Source organism: Paenibacillus sp. FSL R7-0312 (assembly GCF_038004445.1).
GTDB lineage: Bacteria > Bacillota > Bacilli > Paenibacillales > Paenibacillaceae > Paenibacillus_AQ.
Genome location: NZ_JBBORE010000001.1, coordinates 282,570 through 302,382, shown reverse-complemented (window position 1 = coordinate 302,382; position 19,813 = coordinate 282,570). Strand labels below are relative to the sequence as shown.

Annotated in this window: 17 protein-coding genes; 13 read left to right on the top strand and 4 right to left on the bottom strand. The window is 54.0% G+C overall.

Going from position 1 to position 19,813, the window contains the following annotated elements; translation table 11 throughout:
* Positions 1–11: 11 nt before the first annotated feature.
* Together MKX70_RS01285 and MKX70_RS01280 are read left to right on the top strand one after the other, a co-directional pair.
* Positions 12–1,076, top strand: a complete 1,065-nt coding sequence (locus tag MKX70_RS01285; protein ID WP_340839400.1) for an ABC transporter ATP-binding protein — start codon at positions 12–14, stop codon at positions 1,074–1,076.
* A gap of 22 nt (positions 1,077–1,098) precedes the next feature.
* Positions 1,099–2,820 carry an adenine deaminase C-terminal domain-containing protein gene (locus MKX70_RS01280; RefSeq protein ID WP_340839399.1) on the top strand — a complete coding sequence of 574 codons (1,722 nt, stop codon included), beginning with the start codon at positions 1,099–1,101 and terminating at the stop codon, positions 2,818–2,820.
* Between the two features lie 728 nt (positions 2,821–3,548).
* Here MKX70_RS01280 and MKX70_RS01275 read toward each other — a convergent pair.
* Positions 3,549–3,767, bottom strand: coding sequence for a hypothetical protein (locus MKX70_RS01275; RefSeq protein ID WP_340839398.1), 219 nt, complete (start codon positions 3,765–3,767; stop codon positions 3,549–3,551).
* A 177-nt stretch (positions 3,768–3,944) separates the two neighbouring features.
* Between MKX70_RS01275 and MKX70_RS01270 the strand changes: the two genes are divergently transcribed.
* The 3 genes from MKX70_RS01270 (at position 3,945) to thrC (ending at position 6,688) form a co-directional block, all read left to right on the top strand.
* Complete coding sequence (locus tag MKX70_RS01270) at positions 3,945–4,490, top strand: hypothetical protein (RefSeq protein ID WP_042232688.1); 546 nt, start codon at positions 3,945–3,947, stop codon at positions 4,488–4,490.
* A 94-nt stretch (positions 4,491–4,584) separates the two neighbouring features.
* Positions 4,585–5,079 carry a CYTH domain-containing protein gene (locus MKX70_RS01265; protein ID WP_039310282.1) on the top strand — a complete coding sequence of 165 codons (495 nt, stop codon included), beginning with the start codon at positions 4,585–4,587 and terminating at the stop codon, positions 5,077–5,079.
* A 220-nt stretch (positions 5,080–5,299) separates the two neighbouring features.
* Positions 5,300–6,688, top strand: coding sequence for a threonine synthase (thrC, locus tag MKX70_RS01260; protein WP_340839395.1), 1,389 nt, complete (start codon positions 5,300–5,302; stop codon positions 6,686–6,688).
* Positions 6,689–7,559: 871 nt separating this feature from the next.
* Here thrC and MKX70_RS01255 read toward each other — a convergent pair.
* Positions 7,560–8,834, bottom strand: coding sequence for a PucR family transcriptional regulator (locus MKX70_RS01255; protein ID WP_340839394.1), 1,275 nt, complete (start codon positions 8,832–8,834; stop codon positions 7,560–7,562).
* A 119-nt stretch (positions 8,835–8,953) separates the two neighbouring features.
* On the opposite strand from MKX70_RS01255, the gene MKX70_RS01250 reads away from it, so the two are divergent.
* The 8 genes from MKX70_RS01250 to MKX70_RS01215 all read left to right on the top strand — a co-directional run bounded on the left by MKX70_RS01250 (position 8,954) and on the right by MKX70_RS01215 (position 18,084).
* A complete protein-coding gene (locus MKX70_RS01250) occupies positions 8,954–10,894 on the top strand; it encodes an oxidoreductase (RefSeq protein ID WP_340839393.1) in 1,941 nt (646 codons plus the stop codon).
* Between the two features lie 24 nt (positions 10,895–10,918).
* Entirely contained in the window at positions 10,919–11,740 is an 822-nt protein-coding gene (locus tag MKX70_RS01245; RefSeq protein ID WP_340839392.1) for an acetoacetate decarboxylase family protein, read from the top strand.
* Between the two features lie 75 nt (positions 11,741–11,815).
* A complete protein-coding gene (locus tag MKX70_RS01240) occupies positions 11,816–12,592 on the top strand; it encodes an SDR family NAD(P)-dependent oxidoreductase (RefSeq protein ID WP_340839391.1) in 777 nt (258 codons plus the stop codon).
* Between the two features lie 313 nt (positions 12,593–12,905).
* Positions 12,906–13,892: a Gfo/Idh/MocA family protein gene (locus tag MKX70_RS01235; protein ID WP_340839390.1), complete on the top strand. Its 987-nt coding sequence runs from the start codon at positions 12,906–12,908 to the stop codon at positions 13,890–13,892.
* Between the two features lie 55 nt (positions 13,893–13,947).
* Positions 13,948–14,823, top strand: coding sequence for a radical SAM/SPASM domain-containing protein (locus tag MKX70_RS01230; RefSeq protein WP_340839389.1), 876 nt, complete (start codon positions 13,948–13,950; stop codon positions 14,821–14,823).
* 101 nt (positions 14,824–14,924) lie between these two features.
* Entirely contained in the window at positions 14,925–15,599 is a 675-nt protein-coding gene (locus MKX70_RS01225) for a response regulator transcription factor (protein ID WP_340839388.1), read from the top strand.
* Entirely contained in the window at positions 15,596–16,963 is a 1,368-nt protein-coding gene (locus tag MKX70_RS01220; RefSeq protein ID WP_340839387.1) for a sensor histidine kinase, read from the top strand. Before MKX70_RS01225 ends, MKX70_RS01220 begins: the two co-directional genes overlap by 4 nt.
* Before the next feature lie 182 nt (positions 16,964–17,145).
* The gene (locus MKX70_RS01215; RefSeq protein ID WP_445323632.1) at positions 17,146–18,084 is read left to right on the top strand and encodes an alpha/beta fold hydrolase; all 939 of its coding nucleotides are present in this window, start codon (positions 17,146–17,148) and stop codon (positions 18,082–18,084) included.
* A 13-nt stretch (positions 18,085–18,097) separates the two neighbouring features.
* Here the strand turns inward: MKX70_RS01215 and MKX70_RS01210 are convergent, their stop codons facing one another.
* The gene (locus MKX70_RS01210; RefSeq protein ID WP_340839385.1) at positions 18,098–18,613 is read right to left on the bottom strand and encodes a hypothetical protein; all 516 of its coding nucleotides are present in this window, start codon (positions 18,611–18,613) and stop codon (positions 18,098–18,100) included.
* A gap of 292 nt (positions 18,614–18,905) precedes the next feature.
* A complete protein-coding gene (locus MKX70_RS01205; protein WP_340839384.1) occupies positions 18,906–19,739 on the bottom strand; it encodes a helix-turn-helix transcriptional regulator in 834 nt (277 codons plus the stop codon).
* Between the last annotated feature and the right edge of the window lie 74 nt (positions 19,740–19,813).

Genomic DNA, 19,813 nt, shown 5'->3' with positions numbered 1-19,813 from the left:
GGCATAGAGCAATGTCACTACTCAGTCTTGAACATGTATCGGTTGCTTATGACAACCGTTTGATCTTAGAGGATTTCAATCTGTCGCTGCAAAAGGGCCAGCTGCTCTCCCTGCTCGGACCCAGCGGCTGCGGCAAAACAACCACCCTGCGGCTGATCGCCGGCTTCCTGAATGCCGAGGCAGGGAATTTCATGTTCTCCGGCAAGGATTACACCAAGGTCCCGGTAGAAAAGCGGAATTTCGGCTTCGTGTTCCAGAGCTATGCGCTGTTCCCGCATCTGTCGGTGTATGACAATGTGGCGTTCGGCCTGCGGCTGCGCAAGCTGAAGGAAGCGGAGGTTAAGAAACGGGTGAACCGGATGCTGGAGACGGTCAGTCTGGGCGGCTTCGAATCCAGACTGCCGGGTGCCCTGTCCGGCGGACAGCGCCAGCGGGTAGCGATTGCCCGGGCGCTCGTCATCGAGCCGGATCTGCTGCTGTTCGATGAGCCGCTGAGCAACCTCGATGCCAATCTGCGGGTTAACATGCGGGTGGAAATCCGCCGCATCCAGCAGGAGCTGGGCATCACCACCGTCTATGTGTCCCATGATCAGGAGGAATGCTTCTCGATCTCCGATCAGGTGGCCGTTATGAATAACGGGAAGATCGAGCAGCTCGACCATCCGGCGAATATCTTCAAATATCCGGCCAGTGAATTTGTGGCCCGGTTCATCGGGTTCGGGAACTTTATTGCCTTTGACGGGCGGAATGATGAGGGTGCGGATATTGAGCTCAGCAGAGGCGAGCTGAAGTTCCAGGCGGCTAAGCGGCCGGGCGGCGAAGGCAACACCGGACTACTGGGTGCGATTCGTCCGGACGATCTGCAGCTGCTGGGCGCTGGAGCCGATACGGGCACGGAGGGGAATGCTTTGACCGGCAAGGTGCAGGTCAGCACGTATCTCGGCCGCAGCTACCAGTATCAGGTAGAGACGGAGCTTGGGGTATTCACGGTCAATCAGGAGATGGAGCAGCCGTTCATTCAGGGACAGCAGGTCACGGTTTATTTTCCAAAAGAGAAGCTGGTGCTGGTGCAGTAGCGCGTCATAAGGAGCATACACGATGAATACAGATCAACTTATACTGAACGCTAAGGTCTACAACAGTTACTATAAAAGGTTTATGGCGGCGAATGTGGCCGTGAAGGAAGGACGCTTTCTCTATGTTGGTCCTCTTGGCGCAGAGACGTTTGTGGCCGCTGAGACCATTGATGCTAAGGGGCAGTACCTGGTGCCCGGGCTCATTGATATCCATCTGCATATCGAGAGCACAATGATTACACCGGAAACCTTCTCCTACGGCATTCTGCAGCACGGGGTAACCACGATTGTTCCCGAGCCGCATGAGATGGCCAATGTATTCGGGGTAGAGGGCGTCCATGAGATGATCCGGGCCAGCCGGGATTGCCGGGTGGACATGTTCTATGCGATTCCGAGCTCGGTGCCGGCGACAACGCTTGAGACTACAGGCGGCTCCATTGAGATCTCTGACATCGACGAGCTGATGGAGACGCAGCGGATGATCTGCCTGGGCGAGGTCATGAACTTTGTAGATGTGATCCGTGATCCTGAGGGGAAAAGCAACCGTATCCTCCAGCATGTCCGCAGCCGCTATCCGGGACTTGTGATTGAAGGACATACGCCGAAGCTGCTGGATCTTGATCTGCACCGCCTGATCTATGCCGGGATTGATTCCGATCATACCCACCAGAGCATCGAAGGGCTGACCGCACGGATCGCGGCCGGAATGTTCATCGAGATCCAGGAGAAATCAATGACACCTGAAGTCGTGGATTATCTGATCGGTCATCCGGTCAGTGAGCATTTCTGCTTCGTGACGGATGATGTCATGACCGATTCGCTGGTGCAGACCGGCCATCTGGATCACCTGGTCCGCAAAGCCATCGCCATGGGCATGACGCCGGAGGACGCTGTCTATGCGGCTACGTTCACCCCGGCGCGGCGGATGAAGCTGGATGACCGCGGCGTGGTCGCACCGAACAAAACCGCCGATTATCTGCTGCTGTCCGATCTGGACAGCTTCGCGATTGAGGCGGTGTACAAGCGGGGCTTGCAGGTCTTTGACCGCAAGCGCCCGCAGGCACAGGCCGTGAGGGAGCCGCAGTTCCCGGCTCACTTCTATAAGAGTGTGCAGCTGGAGCCGCTGGCGGAGGCTGACTTCTCGGTGCCTTCGGAGCTGCCGGACGGCCGCTACGGCGCCCGCGTGATGATGGTCAACAACGTGTCCACGTTTACCGAGGAGAAGCATGTGGAGGCCGGAGTGAAGGACGGCCTGCTGCAGTGGGAGGAGACCGGCTGCGGTCTCATCGCGACCTTCGAGCGGTACGGCAAGAACGGCAACCGCGCCTTTGGCCTGATCGGCGGAGACACGATCAAGCGCGGCGCGATCGCGACGACGTATTCGCACGACAACCACAATCTGCTGGTTGTCGGACATAACGCGGCGGACATGGTATTGGCCGCCAATACGGTCATCGCAGAGCAGGGCGGCTTCTGCGTCGTCTGCGATGGCGAGGTGCTGGCGCTGCTGGCGCTGCCGGTCGGCGGCATCCTGACGGAAGCGCCGCTTGCCGAAACTGCTGAGCAGGTGCTCGCGCTGCGCACGGCGATGGAATTGCTGGGCTATAATCACTACAACCCGATTATGTCCATCAGCACCCACTCGCTGCCGGTCAGCCCGGCGCTGAAGATTACGGACCACGGCCTGATCGATGTCGGAGCCGGCAAGGTCGTGCCGCTGCTCTTCCCGCTTGGGGACGAGTGAGGGGAGCCGGGATTGCGGTGGGATTAGGCTGAAGAGTTGGCAGAGGGGCTAGCAGGGAAGCTGGCGGAAGAGCTGGCAGAGTAGCTAGCGGATAGGCTGGCGGAAAGGCTGGCGGAAGAGCTGGCAGAGTAGCTAGCGGATAGGCTGGCGGAAAGGCTGGCAGAGAAGGGTGTCCCGGTGGGATGCCCTTCTTTGTTATTTAGCAGTACCTCTGTATTCACCGCCGAAAGTGGGCTGGATGGAGGAATGAAAGGGATAAATCCCACTAATTCTGCCGGAAGTGGGCTGGATGGAGGAATGAAAGGGATAAATCCCACTAATTCTGCCGGAAGTGGGCTGGATGGAGGAATGAAAGGGATAAATCCCACTAAATCCGCAAGAAGTAGGCTGGATGGGGAAATGAAATAGTCGAAAGTGGGCGGCAGGCAGGGATGAGGAGCAAAAGTGCCCCTGAATCCGCCGAAAGTGGCGACAGGCGTTAATGAGGAGCAAAGTACCTTTGGTTTCACCAGGCGTAGGCCATATAGGGATCGCCAGTGGAGTGAAGTGGACTGACAAGCCCTTATTTACTGGAAAAGCCTAGTTTTGAGACGGATGCGGACTGAGATTCCGTTAACTTGTGACTTCGAGCTTAAAACGTGGCATATGCGGACACATAGCGGAATCTCAGTCCGATTGGCCAGCGATTTCGTCTGATCTGACCAAATAACGGAATCTCAGTCCTCTTGCTAGTCGAGGAGTGGCAAAGCCTTAGTAAGTCCCGCCAAATCCGCCAACTCCCGCCAATCCCGCCGTCCCCCCATTCCCCGCCAAGTTCCGCTAAGCCCCAGCTCCCGCAAGCCGCAACTCCCGTCAATCCCCGCCGTTCCGCTAAGCACCGCTAAGCCCCAGCTCCCGCAAGCCGCAACTCCCGTCAAGCCTCTGCCAAGCCGCCGCTCTCGCAGCACCGGCCAAGCCCTCACCCATAATTTAAACTTCGCCCTTTTTTGCCCAACGAACGGTTTTGTACCTGAACACCCGGGCAGGAGCGGGTTTAAGCATACATACCTGGCGAGCGGGGTTTTTAGTGTAACCTATATTGTATATAATGGAAGCAATGTTTGATTTCGGAGGAGGTGCTTGGGGTGACGGAGACGGAGCGGTTGAACGGGCCGGAGAATGTGGAGCAGCGGGGAGAGCGGGGAGGGTCTGGAATGCGGGGGAAGCCGGGAAAACGGAAGAAGCTCACGCTGGGCCGGATCTTCCTGATTATTTTTCTATTGGGGCTTGCGGTTTACCATGTGGGGACGATCGTACAGATGTTCACTTCCTTCGAGGCAAGGGTGTCCAGCCGTATCAGCCTGCAGGATATCACCTCGATAGAAATTACCCGGTCTTTGCCGGAAACGGCTGATGACGTCGTGGTCACGGTGACTGATCCGGCAGAAATCGCGGGGATCATGAATGCTTTTGCCGGCGTGAAGTTAAGAAGCTCTTATGCTTCGCATGATTTCACCAGAAGCTATTGGATTCATATCGATGTGAACAAATACTACCGATTCTCGATTAGAGTGGATGACGCCAAGTATATCTCGATCGGTGACTCCTCCCGGCGAGACAAGTACAGCAACGGATCTTTTAAAATCATCAACGATTATGACATCGGGTCGATCGACCGCTTGTTTCCGTAAGAATCCGCCGCTTCCGGTTGACTTGCGTTGGACCCGCCCCTATGATGATAAATAATATGTAACATTAGGCTCGTACACAGAGGAGAGAAACAGCATGGCTATGGAAATTGAACGCAAATTCCTGCTGCCGGAATACCCGGAGCGGCTGATTGAAGAAGGGCAGCTGAAGGTGCTCACCCGGCACAGCATTGACCAGACCTATCTGGCTATTGAGGACGGACAGGAGCTGCGGGTGCGCAAAATTACCGATCTGGACACGGGCGAAGTTACTTACACTCATACGTTCAAGGATGGCAAGGGCATCAGCCGCCAGGAGATCGAATATTCCATCTCGGCAGGTTTATATAATCAGATGATCGAAGCTGTGAAAGCTGTAGCACTGGTCAAAACCCGCATCACAGGCGTATGGAACGGCACAACGGTGGAGATTGATCTCTACACACAGCTGAAGCTTACGGTGCTGGAGGTTGAATTCGATTCGCTGGAGGAAGCGGAGAGCTTCATCGCCCCGGAATGGTTCGGCCAGGATGTCAGCACAGAGAAGAAGTACAGCAACAAAACCGTCTGGAAGCAGCTGCAGAACAAATAGTGGCCATAGGCATCATGCGGTGAATAGGATACGGGCGAAACTTGGCTTCATTTTATGAGAAACGCTAATAATTAACGGACTTTAACGCGTAAACGTGTTACTATGTAAAGTAAAATTAAACACCGTATAAGCTGAACTTAAGAATGATGGCGAGTATTGTTATAGGGTCAGTTAATATCAGCAGGTTAAATAAAGAGGGGTTCAGGAGGATGAGGCGGGTATGGAGTATGTAAGCACAAGAGGCAAGGTGGAAGCAAGAGGCTTTATTGACACGGTTCTGATGGGGCTGGCGGATGATGGCGGGTTGATGGTGCCTTTTCAGATTCCTGCGGTTTCCCCTGCAAAGCTTGAAGAATGGAGAAGCCTCAGCTTCCAGGAGCTGTTCCTTGAGATTTTCTCCTACTATACCAATGATGAAATTCCCTATGAGGATCTAAAAGAAATGGTCTACACCAGCTACGGCAATTTCCGAGCTCCGGAAGTCACGCCGCTGCACAAAGTAAACGACTCCCTGTATGTGCTGGAGCTGTTCCACGGGCCTACGTTTGCCTTCAAGGATGTGGCGCTGCAGTTCATGGGTGAGCTGTATTCCTATATTGCCAAGGTGCGGGGCGAAATTATTCATATTCTCGGCGCAACCTCGGGCGATACCGGTGCGGCTGCAATCCAGGGTGTTCGCGGCAAGGAAGGCATCAAGATCTGTATTCTTCATCCGCATGGCAAGGTCAGCAAGGTGCAGGAGCTGCAAATGACGACCGTGGATGACAGCAACGTGCTGAACCTGTCCGTGGAGGGTAACTTCGACGATTGCCAGAAGATCATCAAGGAGCTGTTCGCCGACCTCGACTTCAAGGGACGGTATCACCTGCGGGCGATCAACTCGATCAACTTCGTGCGAATTCTGGCACAGACGGTCTATTATTTCTATGCCTACCTGCAGCTTCCGGAGAGTGACAAGAAGAAGGTGAATATCAGCGTGCCTTCGGGGAACTTCGGCAATATTTTCTCAGGCTTCCTGGCGCAGAAAATGGGGCTGCCGATCCACAAGCTGATCATCGCCACCAATGAGAACAACATTCTCGAACGGTTCGTGTTAACCGGCGAATACAAACCGGGCAGCTTCACGGGCACCTACAGCCCGTCGATGGATATCCAGGTAGCGAGCAACTTCGAGCGTTATCTGTATTATCTGGTTGGTGAGGATACAGTGAAGCTGTCCGAATATATGGCTGCATTGCAGAGTGAAGGCGCCATTACGGTTGACGGCGAACTGTTCGCCCGGGTGCAGGCTGATTTCTCCGCGCTGGGTGTGAAGAATGCACAGTGCCTGGAGACCATCGCCAAATACGAGCAGGAATCCGGCTATCTGCTGGACCCGCATACGGCCTGCGGCGTTGCGGCTTACGAGAAGTTCAGCACAGCAGATGAGACAAGCATCGCCTTCGCGACAGCGCATCCCGCCAAGTTTGACGAGGCGATTGCCCTGACCGGCATCAAGCAGGAATTCCCGGCGCAGATTGCTGCCCTGTTCGAGCAGCCGCAGCATCAGGTCGTGGTCGATCATGATAAGGCGGAGATTGTGCGCCAGCTGCAGGCTTTTTACGGTTAAAATGGTTCGCAGGTCTATACAGGCCCTGCTCCCTGAATTGGAATAGTACAGTCCCCGCTCTTGATCCGGAGCGGGGACTGTTTATGTTGTATGCTTAGTGTCTTGTAACGAATATTGCTATAGCCGCCGCGCTGCATCAATGCTGCTGTTAGTCCGCAGGGGGACTCGATATAGTTATGAAATCCGGCTATGCAGCTTCCTAGTGGAGTAAGAGTGTGGGCGAGGGTATGTGTAGGGGGATGAGTAACAGCATGGGCGTGTGTATGAGTAAGAGGAAGGGGATGAGTAAGAGGAAGGGGATGAGTAAGAGTGTGCGTGTGTATGAGTAAGGATAAGGGGATGGGTATGAGTGTGGGCGATTGTATGAGTAAGGGAAGAGTAAATGAGTATTAGTATGGAGTATGGAGTATGGAGTATGGAGTATGGAGTATGGAGTATGGAGTATGAGAATAGTAAGAGTAAGGGCGGGCTATATCGTCGTGATTGCACTTTGTGCAATAGAAAGCGATAAAAACACCCCTAAAAAGGGTTCTGTTGTATTTGATACAGTAGAATTGCGAAGGTGTGCCTAATTTGGGCAGAAACCCGGGATTCTGTTGTACAAAATGCAGCAGAACGGCAAAATGGGAGATTTACACCTAATTCTATTGTACAAAGTGCAATAGGCACCCGCGATATGCATGATTCCGCACCAGCCGTTATTCCGGCTGGTAGAACAAGGGCCGTTTGGCTCTTCACCGCGCATCAAGCCAGCATTGGCTGCACCCCACCGCGCGCCAAGCCAGCATTGGCAGCACCTCAACGAGCGCCAAGCCAGCGTTAGCTGCACCCCACCGCGCATCAAGCCAGCGTTAGCACCCGGGCGGCCCCCTTACCGCAAAGGCAGCGCCTCCTGCTCCCGGGCCTTCTCGCAGAAATCGGCGATTTTGTAGGAAACGTAGTAGGCGAGCATCTTCTCGGAATCGGTGAAGCCGGTATCCAGCAGTCTGCTGATATGGTCGAGCTTGTACCGGAGCGTATTCCGGTGAATGTACAGCTCTTCGGAAGCGAGCTGCATGTTGCGGTTATGCTTGAGATAGATGTAGAAGGTGTGGTACAGATTGGACTGATGGGCGGCATCGTATTCCTGCAGCTTCCGGAGCTCCGGATGGCGGTAGCGCTGCTCCCCGCCTGACAGTACGTCTGCAGGCAGCAGCTCGTAGAGCTGGACATCGGCATAACAGGTCAATTGGCGTTCCGGGCAGAGAATCCGGCCGATCCGGATGGCGCTCAGCGCCTGAAGATAATGCAGTCTGCACTGATTGAGGCTGGAGAACATGCTGCTGATTCCAAGGCTGACTCCAGTCTGGCCGAGGAATTCCTGCAGCGGCCCGTGGATATGCTCCCGGGAGAGGTTGCCGTTATGGATCAGCACAATCCGCCCCTCATAATAGGCGCAGGGACTGCCGGGAAATAAATATTGCAAGCGCTCTCTTAAATAGTCATCATAACGCCCCGAATCGACGTATCCGGTCAGATCGAACAGCAGCACGAGCAGGTCCTTCCCGAGCCTTAAGTCTGCTGACTGCAGCCGCTCCTGAAGGGTATTGCTGTCCTGCAGCTGCTGCTCCAGCAGCCCGCAGATGATATCCTCTACTTTAATATTCTTGGCGTTCCGGTAGTAGCTGCTCTTGCCCATTTCTTCGGCAAGCACGGTGGCGGTGAGTGACAGCAGATCACTGTCTATCGGCCGGAAGGGATGCTTGCAGCCGAGGAGCAGCACATTGCCGATTGGTTTGCCGCCTACTCTAATTTTGGAGATCAGCTTGGTGTTGGAGGTTTCCTCACAGGCCACTTCGTAGGAAGCATCGCTCTGCTTGCCCCGCCGGACACTCTCCATTCTGTTCACAGCTGCAATGAAGTCATAAGAGCAGTACCCCTTGCGGATGTTCTCGCTCCAGATGTAATCATCGATATCCTCACGCCCGGAATGGGCCACAATTCTGAAGCTTGCGTCAAAAACAATCACGGGATTGCGCAGCAGTCCTGCAGCCGTCTGCACGATGCCGGCAAGGCTGGCCCCTGAGATGAATGCCGTGAACAAGGCTGCGGTGAAATGCTCGGTTTCAAGTCTGTCATGCTGCGGTTCATTTAAGGAAATATCCATTGGTATCGCCCCCTTATTATCATAGTGCACTGTGCATTATAATGAAGTGATTTTTGGTGCTTGTAAATATATTCACAAAGTCTCGGCGGACTTACACTAAGGGTGGAGGTGCTGAGCAGATGAAATACGAGAAACTGTTTGCAGCAGGAAGAATAGGACGCCTTGAACTGAAGAACCGGATTGTGATGCCTGCTATGGGCACATCACTGGCTGCGGCCAGCGGCGAAGCCTCGGATGAGATGATTGCTTACTATGAAGAACGTGCTGCAGGGGGCTGCGGTCTGATTATTACGGAAATTACCCGTGTAGACAACGAGACGGGAGTGGGCACACCTAATCAGCTGAACGCAAGTGATCTGCTGTATGTTCCCCGCCTGGAAAAGCTGGCCCGGGCCGTACACCGCCATGACAGCCGGATCTTCCTTCAGCTTCAGCATCCGGGCCGGCAGAATCACGGCCGACTGATCGGCGGCAAGCAGATTGTTGCCCCGAGTGCAGTCATGTCCTCAGCCATCGGCGAAATGCCCCGGGAGCTGACGACAGAGGAAGTGGAAGCGCTTGTGGGCAAATTCGTCTTCGGGGCGTACATTGCCCAGCTGGCAGGGATCGACGGGGTTGAAATTCACGGCGCCCACGGCTATCTGATCGGGCAGTTCCTCAGCCCGCTGACCAATCTGCGGACCGACAAATACGGCGGAGCACTGGAAGGCCGGATGCGGTTCCTGTGCGAGATTGTGCAGGGGATCAAGAAGACCTGCGGAGCAGGCTTCCCGGTGTCTGTGCGGATTGACGGGGATGAATTCGTGCCGGGCGGGATTACGCTCGAAGAAGCGCTGCTTACCGCGCAGCAGCTGGAGAAGCTCGGTGTGGACTGCATTAATGTAAGCGCTGGTACTTATGAGTCGTCGAATACGATTATCGAGCCGATCTCCTATCCGCAGGGCTGGAAGAAGCATCTTGCCGCCGCAATGAAGCAGGCCGTGCAGATTCCGGTCATCGCCTGTGATGTGATCCGCAAACCGGATTTTGCCGAGAGTCTGCTGGAAGAAGGCAATACCGATTTCGTGGCGCTTGGCAGAGCATTGCTGGCTGATCCGCAGTGGGGCAACAAGGCGGCGGAAGGCCGGGAAGCGGAGATCAGAACCTGTATCTCCTGCCTGTACTGCATCCAGGAGGTAATGGAGTGCAAGGTGATCAAATGTGCGGTCAATGCCAGGGCAGGCCGGGAGCTGGAATTCCCTGAGCCGGAGCAGAACGGAGACGGCAGGGTCGTAGCTGTAGTCGGCGGCGGACCGGCAGGCATGGAGGCGGCGCGGATTCTGGCGCAGCGGAAGTTCAAGCCTGTACTGTTCGAGGCGCGCGATGTGCTGGGCGGCAGTGTGGAGCTGGGCAGCCGTCCGCCGCTGAAGGAGAAGCTGAACTGGTTCCTGGACAGCATGGAGCATCAGCTGGAACAGCTGCATGTGGATGTGCGGCTATCAGAGAGGCCGGCAGTGGAGCAACTGCGGGAGCTTGACCCGTACGCAGTCTTCGTAGCCGCCGGTGCGCAGCCGATTATTCCTGAACTGCCGGGCGTGACCGGGGACAATGTCAGCACAGTGGTGGATGTGCTCAGCGGGGCGGCAGTAATCAGGGGCAAGCGGGCCGTGGTGATCGGCTCCGGGATGACAGGGCTGGAGACGGCGGAATATCTGGCTGAACAGGGGAATCAGGTCACTGTGGTGGAGATGCAGCCGAGGGTCGGACCCGATGCCTATCTGCCGAACCTGATCGATATTATCACCAGGCTGAAGAAGAACGGTGTGCAGCTGCTGGCCTCAACGAAGCTGGTGGAGGTGCGGGAGGGTGCTGTGGTGCTGGAGAATGTCTCAACGGGTGATATTTCCGTTCAGGATACCGATGCCGTAGTGCTGTCCATCGGTGTTAAGCCGGAACGCGGCTTCGTGGATGAGCTTAAGCGGGCGATGCCGCAGGTGAAGGTGCTTGGCGACGCCGCGAAGCCGGGCAGAATCGGCCAGGCCATCCAGTCCGGCTTCGAGACCGCTTATGTGCTGAAGTAATACCAATTGGAGGAGGGTTCATGTATGGGGAGTTTTGTGAAAAGCCTGGCCGATATCCGGCAGTACGGGGGCAAACCGACGACCTTTTATGATGCGGAGATGCTGACGGTCTACTGGGAGACGAAGCCGGAGATTATTGAACGGCTGCTGCCGAAGCCGCTGAAGCCTGCGGGCCGGCCGCTGGTGAATGCCTTTATAGCCGATTACCCGGCAACGAATTTCTGTCCGCCTTACCGTGAAGCCGGATTGTTCGTGCTGGCCGATTACAACGGGGAGTTGGGCAACTATTGCCTGTCGATGCCGATCACCAGCGACATTGGCATGGCGATGGGCCGTGAGGTGTGCGGGCTGCCGAAGAAGATGGCGGATGTCCGCATGCAGGTAGAAGGTGACTCCATCAGCGGCTCGATCGGCCGGCAGGGGATTGATTTCTTCAGCATTCAGGCTCATATGGGTGAAGCCTTCAATGATCCTGAAGCTGAGGGGATTCTGGAGCAATTCTACGGCAAGGACATCCCGCTGTACAACATCAAATATTCCAATGCGGTGGACGGAAACGGGTTCGACCTGATGCCGATCCTTGTGACCCAGCGTCTGGTCAGTGACGTCAAGGTGTACAAAGCTGCGGAAGCATCGGTGATGTTCCAGGAATCCCCGCATGATCCGTGGAGTGAGCTCGAAGTCGTCAAGATGCTGGGAGCCGTCTATACCGTCAGCACCAATGTGCTGGAGAAGGGGAAGGTGCTGGAGCCGCTCCATCCGATGGAGTTCCTGCCCTACTGCTATCTCCGCTGGGACTGGTGGGAGAACAAGCTGCAGCCTCAGGCTGCGGAGAGCTCCTTATAACGGGAAACTCCGGTGCGGGTTCAAAACCTGATGCATTCATTGTTATAGCCTAATCTGACAAATTTGAGGAGGATTATGATGATCAACCTTTTTGATTTAACAGGCAAAACAGCCATTATTGCCGGTGCTTCCAGCGGAATCGGTGTGCAGTTCGCCGACATGCTGGCTGATCAGGGTGCGGATGTGGCCATACTGGCCAGACGATACGATAAGCTAACAGCAGTTGCCGGGGAGCTTCGCGCCAAATATCCGGAGCGGCGGATTATCCCTGTTGAATGTGATGTGAGAAGAGAAGATGAGATCATCGCCGCAGTCCGGAAGGTGATGGAGGCTTTTGGCCAAATCGATATTCTGATTAATAACGCCGGTGTGGTCGACTCCGTGCCGGTTGACGCGCTGGAGGAAGAAGCCTGGGACCGTGTCCTCGATACGGATCTGAAGGGGGTCTTCCTGATGTCGAAGCATGTCATCCGCCACATGAAGGAACGCAAATACGGCAAAATTATCAACACCGCCTCCATGCTGGGCCTCACGGCATCGGCTTCAATTCCTACCCATTCCTACAATGCGGCCAAGGGCGGAGTCATTCACCTGACCCGGGGCGTCGCGGCTACGTATGCCAAACACGGTATTACTGTCAATGCGATCGGCCCCAGCCTGTTCCATAGCGAAATGACGGAGAACACGCTGTTCACCGAGCAGGCGCTGCGGATGTACAATGCGGTCTGTCCGATGGGCCGGCCCGGCAATCCGGGGGAGCTGAACGGGGCGGTGCTGTATTTTGCCTCGGATGCGTCCAGCTACACTACAGGTCAGACTCTGTTTGTAGACGGCGGCTGGACGATTGTATAGAAGCTGCATCGTATAGAAGCTGTATAAAAGATTGCATAAACACTGCATAAACATTGCATATTAGACGAAGCGCCTGCATTTATGCAGGTGCTTTTTTTCACAAGCGGAATCTAGCGGAATTTGTCGGAAATTACGGCTGAAAAGTGGACATACCTACCACGGAATGAGAAAATAGCAGTTATAGATCAGTATGACATGCTGAAACCCTTCTGCTGTCCTGAGTAAGGATGGGTAGGCTCAGCAGTAAATAGAAGGATACTTAATTGTGTTCGGATATAAAGTCTTATATTTATAAAAAAGGACGGGATCATTCATGACAATTCGTTTCGGGGTCGTAGGCACTAACTGGATTACTGACCGCTTCGTTCAAGCCGGACTGGAGAATGAGGAATTTATCCTCACAGCCGTGTATTCCCGCACAGAGGAGAAGGGACGGGCTTTTGCCGCAAAATATGCAGGGGCTTCGATCTATACGGATCTGGAGGAGATGGTATCCGGCGCAGAGGTGGACGCGGTCTATATCGCCAGCCCCAATTCGATGCATGCGGAGCAGTCCTTGATCTGTCTGAACCATGGCAAGCATGTGATCTGCGAGAAGCCGGCTGCCTCCAACAGCAGAGAGCTGAAGGCGATGATTGACGCGGCGCGCAGCAATGATGTGCTGCTGATGGAAGCGATGAAATCAACCTTTATGCCGAATTTTGGCGTAATCCGGGATAATTTATATAAGCTGGGTCAAGTGCGGCGATATTTCGCCGGTTATTGTCAATACTCATCGAGGTACGATGCTTACCGCCAGGGCACGGTGCTGAACGCCTTCAATCCGGAATATTCGAACGGCTCGCTGATGGACCTGGGCATCTATTGCCTGTATCCCATGGTGGCGTTGTTCGGCAAGCCGGATTCGGTCAAGGCAGTGGGCATGATGCTTCCATCGGGAGTGGACGGCGAAGGCAGCATGGTGATGCGTTATCCGGATATGGATGCCGTGGTTATGCATTCCAAGATTGCCGACTCCTATCTGCCGGCTGAGATTCAGGGCGAGAACGGGACGATGGTCATCGACAAGATTAACCAGCCCTATCAGGTCAAAATCCACTACCGCGACGGCACCATCGAAGAGCTTACGCTGCCGCAGGTGTTCGAGCCGATGTATTATGAGATTCAGGAGTTCATTCATCTCTTGAAGAGCGGCCAGCGGGAGAGCAGCATTAACAGTCACGCGAATTCTCTGGCGGTCGCCGAGCTGATGGAGGATGCGAGAGCGCAGATTGGTCTGCGCTACGCCTCGGATCTATAGCTGTACGGGCTGCACGGGCCGGATTAGGATGTACGATTGAAAAGGGGAGCGGAACTTGAAGACTTTCAAAAAGGTATACATCGAGATTACAAGCGTCTGCAACCTGGCCTGCAGCTTCTGTCCGCCAACCGAGCGGCAGAAGAATTTCATGAAGCTGGAGACGTTCCATACCATACTCGATGAGATTAAACCGCATAGCAATCATATCTACCTGCATGTCAAAGGCGAACCGCTGCTCCATCCGAAGCTTGGTGAGCTGCTGGATGCGGCGCATGCCAAAGGCTTCAAGGTCAACATCACGACTAACGGGACGCTGATCCATAAGGCGGGGCCGAAGCTGCTGGGCAAGCCGGCATTGCGGCAGATGAACTTCTCGCTGCACAGCTTCGACGGCCACGCAGGCTCAGAGAACCGCGAAGGCTATGTGTCGGAGATTATTCATTTCGTCCGGGAGATATCCGCCCAGGGCGTCATTGTCTCGTTCCGGCTGTGGAATCTGACGGAGGACAACCGGACGAATCTGGAGAAAAGCCGCAACCGCGAGACGCTCGCGCTGCTGGAGGAGGCCTTCGGGCTCGACTACCGGATCGAAGAGAAGGTTGTCCCCGGCAGCGGGGTGAAGATTGCCCCGCGTGTCTATCTGAACCAGGACCACGAGTTCAAATGGCCGGCTCTTCATGAGCCGGAGGACGACGGCAAGGGCTTCTGCCATGCGCTGCGCAGCCAGGCGGCGGTGCTGGTGGACGGCACGGTTGTGCCGTGCTGCCTCGATGGCGAAGGCGTAATCAACCTCGGCAATATTCACGAGACGCCGTTCTCCGAGATTGTCGAGGGCGAACGGGCGAACAACCTGTTCTATGGCTTCTCCCGCCGGGAGGCAGTCGAGGAGCTGTGCCGCAAATGCGGGTACCGGCAGCGGTTCGGAACTTAGCAGGATAGCGGGTGCTGGTGAATACAGGAAGCTGCCCCCGGGGAAGTTAAGCTTATATCTGGATATCAGTACAGGCCCGACTATAGGAAAAGAGGAAACGGATGCCTACTATACTTGTTGCAGACGACGATGCGAACATCCGCGAACTCGTCTGCCTATTTCTGCGTAACGACGGATACACAACAGCTGAAGCTGCAGACGGCAAAGAGGCACTGGCCGTCTACGCCTCCATGCAGATTGATCTTGTCATACTGGATATTATGATGCCGGTGATGGACGGCTGGACGTTATGCAAGGAGCTTAGAAGAGCCGATCCCGAGCTTCCGCTGCTGATGCTGACGGCCAGAGGCGAGACCTGGGAGAAAGTGAAGGGGTTCGAGCTGGGTACGGATGATTACCTGACCAAGCCGTTTGATCCGCTGGAGCTGACGGTCCGCGTCAGGGCGCTGCTCAAACGCTACCGGATTGGCAGCGCGCAGATGATCCGGTTCGGCAGCACTACCCTTGACCGGCAGACTTACAAGGTGATTAGCGGGACAGAATCGCTGTCGCTGCCGCTCAAGGAGTTCGAGCTGCTGTACAAGCTTGCCGGGACGCCCGGACAAGTCTATACGCGTGAGCAGCTGATCGATCAAATCTGGGGAATTGATTACGCGGGGGATGACCGGACGGTAGATGTGCATATCAAGCGGCTGCGCGAACGGTTTGCGGCTACACCTGATTTCTACATCGAGACCGTTCGCGGGCTGGGCTACCGGCTTGAGGTTACCGAATGATTAAATCCTTATATACCCGGGTTGTCCTGACCTTCCTGGTCTCTGTAATCGGGGGTACAGTCATCTCCTTTTTTATGGCCACTTGGCTATTCCGGGATAAATTGAACGAGAATATGCAAATCCCTTTGTTGGACTTCGGGCAGGACATCGTCCGGATCTACGATACCTTTCCGCTGGCAGAAGCGGATGCGTTCGTACGCGGAATAAACCAGCTTGCATCCTACCATATCCGTATTTATGAAGAGACAGGCCAGTTTCAGTCTTACGGAGAGCTTAACGGAAATAAGCCGGCTAGAGTGACTATGGAGCAAGTGAGGCAAGTATTGGCCGGGGGCATTGTTCAAGTCAATCCAAGCAGGGTATCCACTATTCTTCTGGGGCTACCGCTCCCAACGGATGCAGGAACGAAAGCGCTGTTTGTAGAATCCACCGGTCCCCCGTCCACCCCTTTTTTGCTGAAATGGCTTCTGAACTTTTCGCTCTATTCGCTAGGATCAGGAAGTCTTGTGATTCTGGTGGCTGCTATGTTCCTCGTCCGGCCGATCAATAAGCTGACCACTGCAACCCGCCGGATCGCAGCCGGTGATTTCAATGTGAAGCTGAATATTAAGCAGAAGGGTGAGCTTGGTGCTTTGGCGCGTAGCTTCGAAGAGATGATGCGTGATCTGCAGCAGCTGGAGCAGATGCGCAGGGAATTCGTCACCAATGTATCGCATGAGGTTCAGTCACCGCTGACCTCCATATCCGGGTATGCGCTGGCGCTTAAGCAGATGAATATCCCGGAGGGCGAGCGGAACCGTTATCTGGATATTATCATCAGCGAAGCGGAGCGGATGTCCAAGATGAGCGACAGTCTGCTGAAGCTCAGTCTGCTTGAATCGCAGTCACAGCAGCTCCAGCTCACCACGTTCAGCCTGGATGAACAGATCAGACGGGTAATCGTTGCACTCCAGCCGCAATGGTCGGCCCGCAGCATTAGCTTCGAGCTTCATCTGAAGGCTGTCCGGCTGACGGCTGACCATGATCAATTCAATCAGGTGTGGACGAATCTGCTGGGGAACAGCATCAAATTCTCCAGGGATGGCGGCGTGATCAGCGTCAGCCTCAGACAAGACAGCAAGAATGTAGCGATAAGGATTTCAGACACGGGCATTGGGATCTCGCCAGAGGATCAGAAGCGGATCTTCGAACGTTTCTTCAAGGCCGACCGTTCCCGCAGCCGCCAGTATAACGGAAGCGGTATGGGACTGGCCATCGTTAAGCAAATCGTCTTGCTCCATCAAGGCGATATCCGGGTGGAGAGTGAGCCGGGGCGGGGTGCGAGCTTCATTGTCACCCTGCCGGTCGCTGCACCGGCGGATTAGTCTCTTCTGCTGCGGCATACAGCTCAAGGCTCCTGCTTGGGCAGAGAGCCGCAGCATTTTTCCAATTGCAGCTGTTCATATTCCGTTCATATTGCCGTCACGGGGAGTACATCTTCATTGTGTAAGCTTACCTTATTGGTTCGTAAGGATCTTATCAAACGATGAGGACAGGTGCATGTATAATGAAAAAATGGCTTAGGGTTACGCTTAAATCTATTGCGGCAATAATGATCGCCATAGTGCTTTTCTTAGCCGTTGTGTTTGTAGTGAATATCATCAGCAGCAAATCGGAGCTGGGGAAAATTGAGTCTTACGGCCAGCTGGTGCCTGTAGACGGCAAAAAGATGAATGTACTGATTCAAGGGACGGGCGAGGAAACTGTGGTGTTGCTGCCTGGTTATGGCACGGGCGCTCCGGCACTGGATTTCAAACCGCTGATCGATGAGTTGTCTCCGTTCTATAGGGTGGTGGCGGTTGAGCCGTTCGGCTATGGATTAAGTGATAGAACCGATAAGGAACGGACTAACGATAATATTGCAAGTGAAATTCATGAAGCATTGCAGCAGCTTGGCATTACCCGTTACACGCTGATGGGGCATTCCATTGCCGGTATATACGGGCTGGATTATGTGAACAAGTATACAGATGAAGTGACTGCTTTTGTAGGAATCGACAGCAGTGTGCCGACACAAGAGGGCATGGATGCTGAAATGCCAGTGGGAATGTTCAAATTCCTCGACAAATCAGGTCTGATGAGATTGCTCAAGAAAGTAGGCGGTGATCCCTATGCCGGCCTGCCGTTTGATGATCATATCAAGCAGCAGATGAACATGATCTCGAATAAAAACTCCAGCAACGACACTACCATGAATGAAATGAAACATTTCAATGATAACTTTACAGCGGCTCAGGCTTTGACATTCCCTAAAGAGCTCCCGCTGCTCCTCTTCATACAAGCCAATAATACTGATGTTGAGGGCTGGCAGACGCTGCATGAAGGGCAGTTGAAGGATTCTGCGCATGGCAAACTGATCCCGCTTGAAGGGGAGCATTACTTACACCATACCCTGTCTAAAGAGATCGTTCAGGATTACAAAGCGTTCATGGAACAGGTTAAATAATAGAAGCTTTGCGCTATATTCTGGTAAACAGAAACAGCGGCAGCCCGGGACAAGGGGTCCTGGGTTGCCGCTTTTTTGTGGCTTCATTATCATGAAAAGTCTGAAGCCCATGCTCCTGTAACAATTGGTGTAATTCCACCAGCTTATTAATCAATCCCTCTGCAACACGTACGATATTGCCCCTTGAGAAAATATACTTGGTGAAAGTAGCTTGTTCTGTACCCCAAATGACTGTTTCTTTCTTATACAAAACATCAATATAAAATCCTCCGCAACCAAAAATACCACACGAGCAGGTATACATAGGGATTCTCCCTTGATGGGTAAGGGATTCGAAGAACTCAGTGACTACAAATACTTCATCCTCGTCTTCATTTAGCCTAAGTCCATTTACGTATAGAGATATAGTTGAAGTAACTACCGGAGCTAATACCCGTTTATGATTAGAGATATTCGTATACTTCTTGGATATATCAACCAAAATTTCAAAAGTCAGGGTGTCTAGACTGTTATCCTCAGAAGCAGCCATATATCATTACCACCTTTAGTTGGAGGTCTGAGCGGATTGAGATTCCCTTATTTCACCAAAAAACTAATAATAAGGCTGAAACGGACTCAGTCCGAATTACCCGCAAATTGCCGAGATCTTCCTCAATAGGGGAATCTCAGTCCGCTCCACAGCTGGATGAGCCATGAGGCCCCGCCGAAGTTCCAGTTGAGGAGGAATGGTAAGCTCCATACGCAGCCGCTAAGCAGCAACCGTGGACGGGGGAATCATGTCCTGGTTAGCTGCTGTTATTTTTGAACCCATAACTGCATGATTAATGTTCGCTGGTGTTCATTAGACTTTGCAGACGCGCAGCTGTTTCGGCAGTAGCTGTATAAATCATGATCTTCAGATCCGGATGGCCCTGAGGCTGCAGGGTCACATGTTCAAACTCCAGCTCTCCGATGCCCGGCGCATTCCACTGTTTGTGGCAGTCCGTTACAACCTGAACATCATGCAGCGGCCATTTCTCGCGGAACAGCGGGCTGCTCTGCATAAATTCTCCGATAAGCTCCTTGAACCTCGGGTCATTAGGGAAATGTGCGTAATCGGCACGAAAGCGTGCAACGAGGACCTCTGCTTTACTCTCCCAGTCCTCCAGATTCAATCTCCGCTTCCCGGTCGTCAACAGCAGTCTCATCCAGTTGGGACGCTCCTGCTTACCCTCTGAGAATGAAGGGAAGCCGAACACTAACTCCGCTGCCTGATTCCATAACAGCAAATCCCAGCTTCTCCCGATTACGAAGGCCGGATTGGGCTCCAGGGCCTTGATCATCCGTTCCAGGCCTGTATTCAGTTGCTGATCTTCTACGGCCTGCTGCTGCACCGGTCTGGCAAGAAGATGAAGATAGTGACGTTCGTCTTCAGTTAGTCGCAGCGCCTCTGCTATGTTATTCAGTACATCCTCTGAAGGATTGATACTTCTTCCCTGCTCCAGAGAGGTGTACCATGAGGTTCCGATGTGGGCAAGCTGGGCCACTTCTTCCCGGCGGAGCCCCGGAGTCCGCCGTCTTCCATAAGAGACTAACCCGGCTTCTTCAAGAGTCAGACGTTCCCGGCGCGAACGCAGAAATTCACCTAACGGCAGTCTGGAAGAAATCTCTTCCATGCTGAACTCCTCCTTATCCTTATCCTAACACTAATAGTCCTACGATAAACGCAGGCAGGATGCCAGTTACACAT

Coding starts and splice junctions, on each gene's coding strand:
- MKX70_RS01285 (WP_340839400.1), top strand. CDS start 12: ATGTCACTACTCAGTCTTGAACATGTATCGGTTGCTTATGACAACCGT.
- MKX70_RS01280 (WP_340839399.1), top strand. CDS start 1,099: ATGAATACAGATCAACTTATACTGAACGCTAAGGTCTACAACAGTTAC.
- MKX70_RS01265 (WP_039310282.1), top strand. CDS start 4,585: ATGGCTATGGAAATTGAACGCAAATTCCTGCTGCCGGAATACCCGGAG.
- thrC (WP_340839395.1), top strand. CDS start 5,300: ATGGAGTATGTAAGCACAAGAGGCAAGGTGGAAGCAAGAGGCTTTATT.
- MKX70_RS01255 (WP_340839394.1), bottom strand. CDS start 8,834: ATGGATATTTCCTTAAATGAACCGCAGCATGACAGACTTGAAACCGAG.
- MKX70_RS01250 (WP_340839393.1), top strand. CDS start 8,954: ATGAAATACGAGAAACTGTTTGCAGCAGGAAGAATAGGACGCCTTGAA.
- MKX70_RS01245 (WP_340839392.1), top strand. CDS start 10,919: ATGGGGAGTTTTGTGAAAAGCCTGGCCGATATCCGGCAGTACGGGGGC.
- MKX70_RS01240 (WP_340839391.1), top strand. CDS start 11,816: ATGATGATCAACCTTTTTGATTTAACAGGCAAAACAGCCATTATTGCC.
- MKX70_RS01235 (WP_340839390.1), top strand. CDS start 12,906: ATGACAATTCGTTTCGGGGTCGTAGGCACTAACTGGATTACTGACCGC.
- MKX70_RS01225 (WP_340839388.1), top strand. CDS start 14,925: ATGCCTACTATACTTGTTGCAGACGACGATGCGAACATCCGCGAACTC.
- MKX70_RS01220 (WP_340839387.1), top strand. CDS start 15,596: ATGATTAAATCCTTATATACCCGGGTTGTCCTGACCTTCCTGGTCTCT.
- MKX70_RS01215 (WP_445323632.1), top strand. CDS start 17,146: ATGAAAAAATGGCTTAGGGTTACGCTTAAATCTATTGCGGCAATAATG.
- MKX70_RS01210 (WP_340839385.1), bottom strand. CDS start 18,613: ATGGCTGCTTCTGAGGATAACAGTCTAGACACCCTGACTTTTGAAATT.
- MKX70_RS01205 (WP_340839384.1), bottom strand. CDS start 19,739: ATGGAAGAGATTTCTTCCAGACTGCCGTTAGGTGAATTTCTGCGTTCG.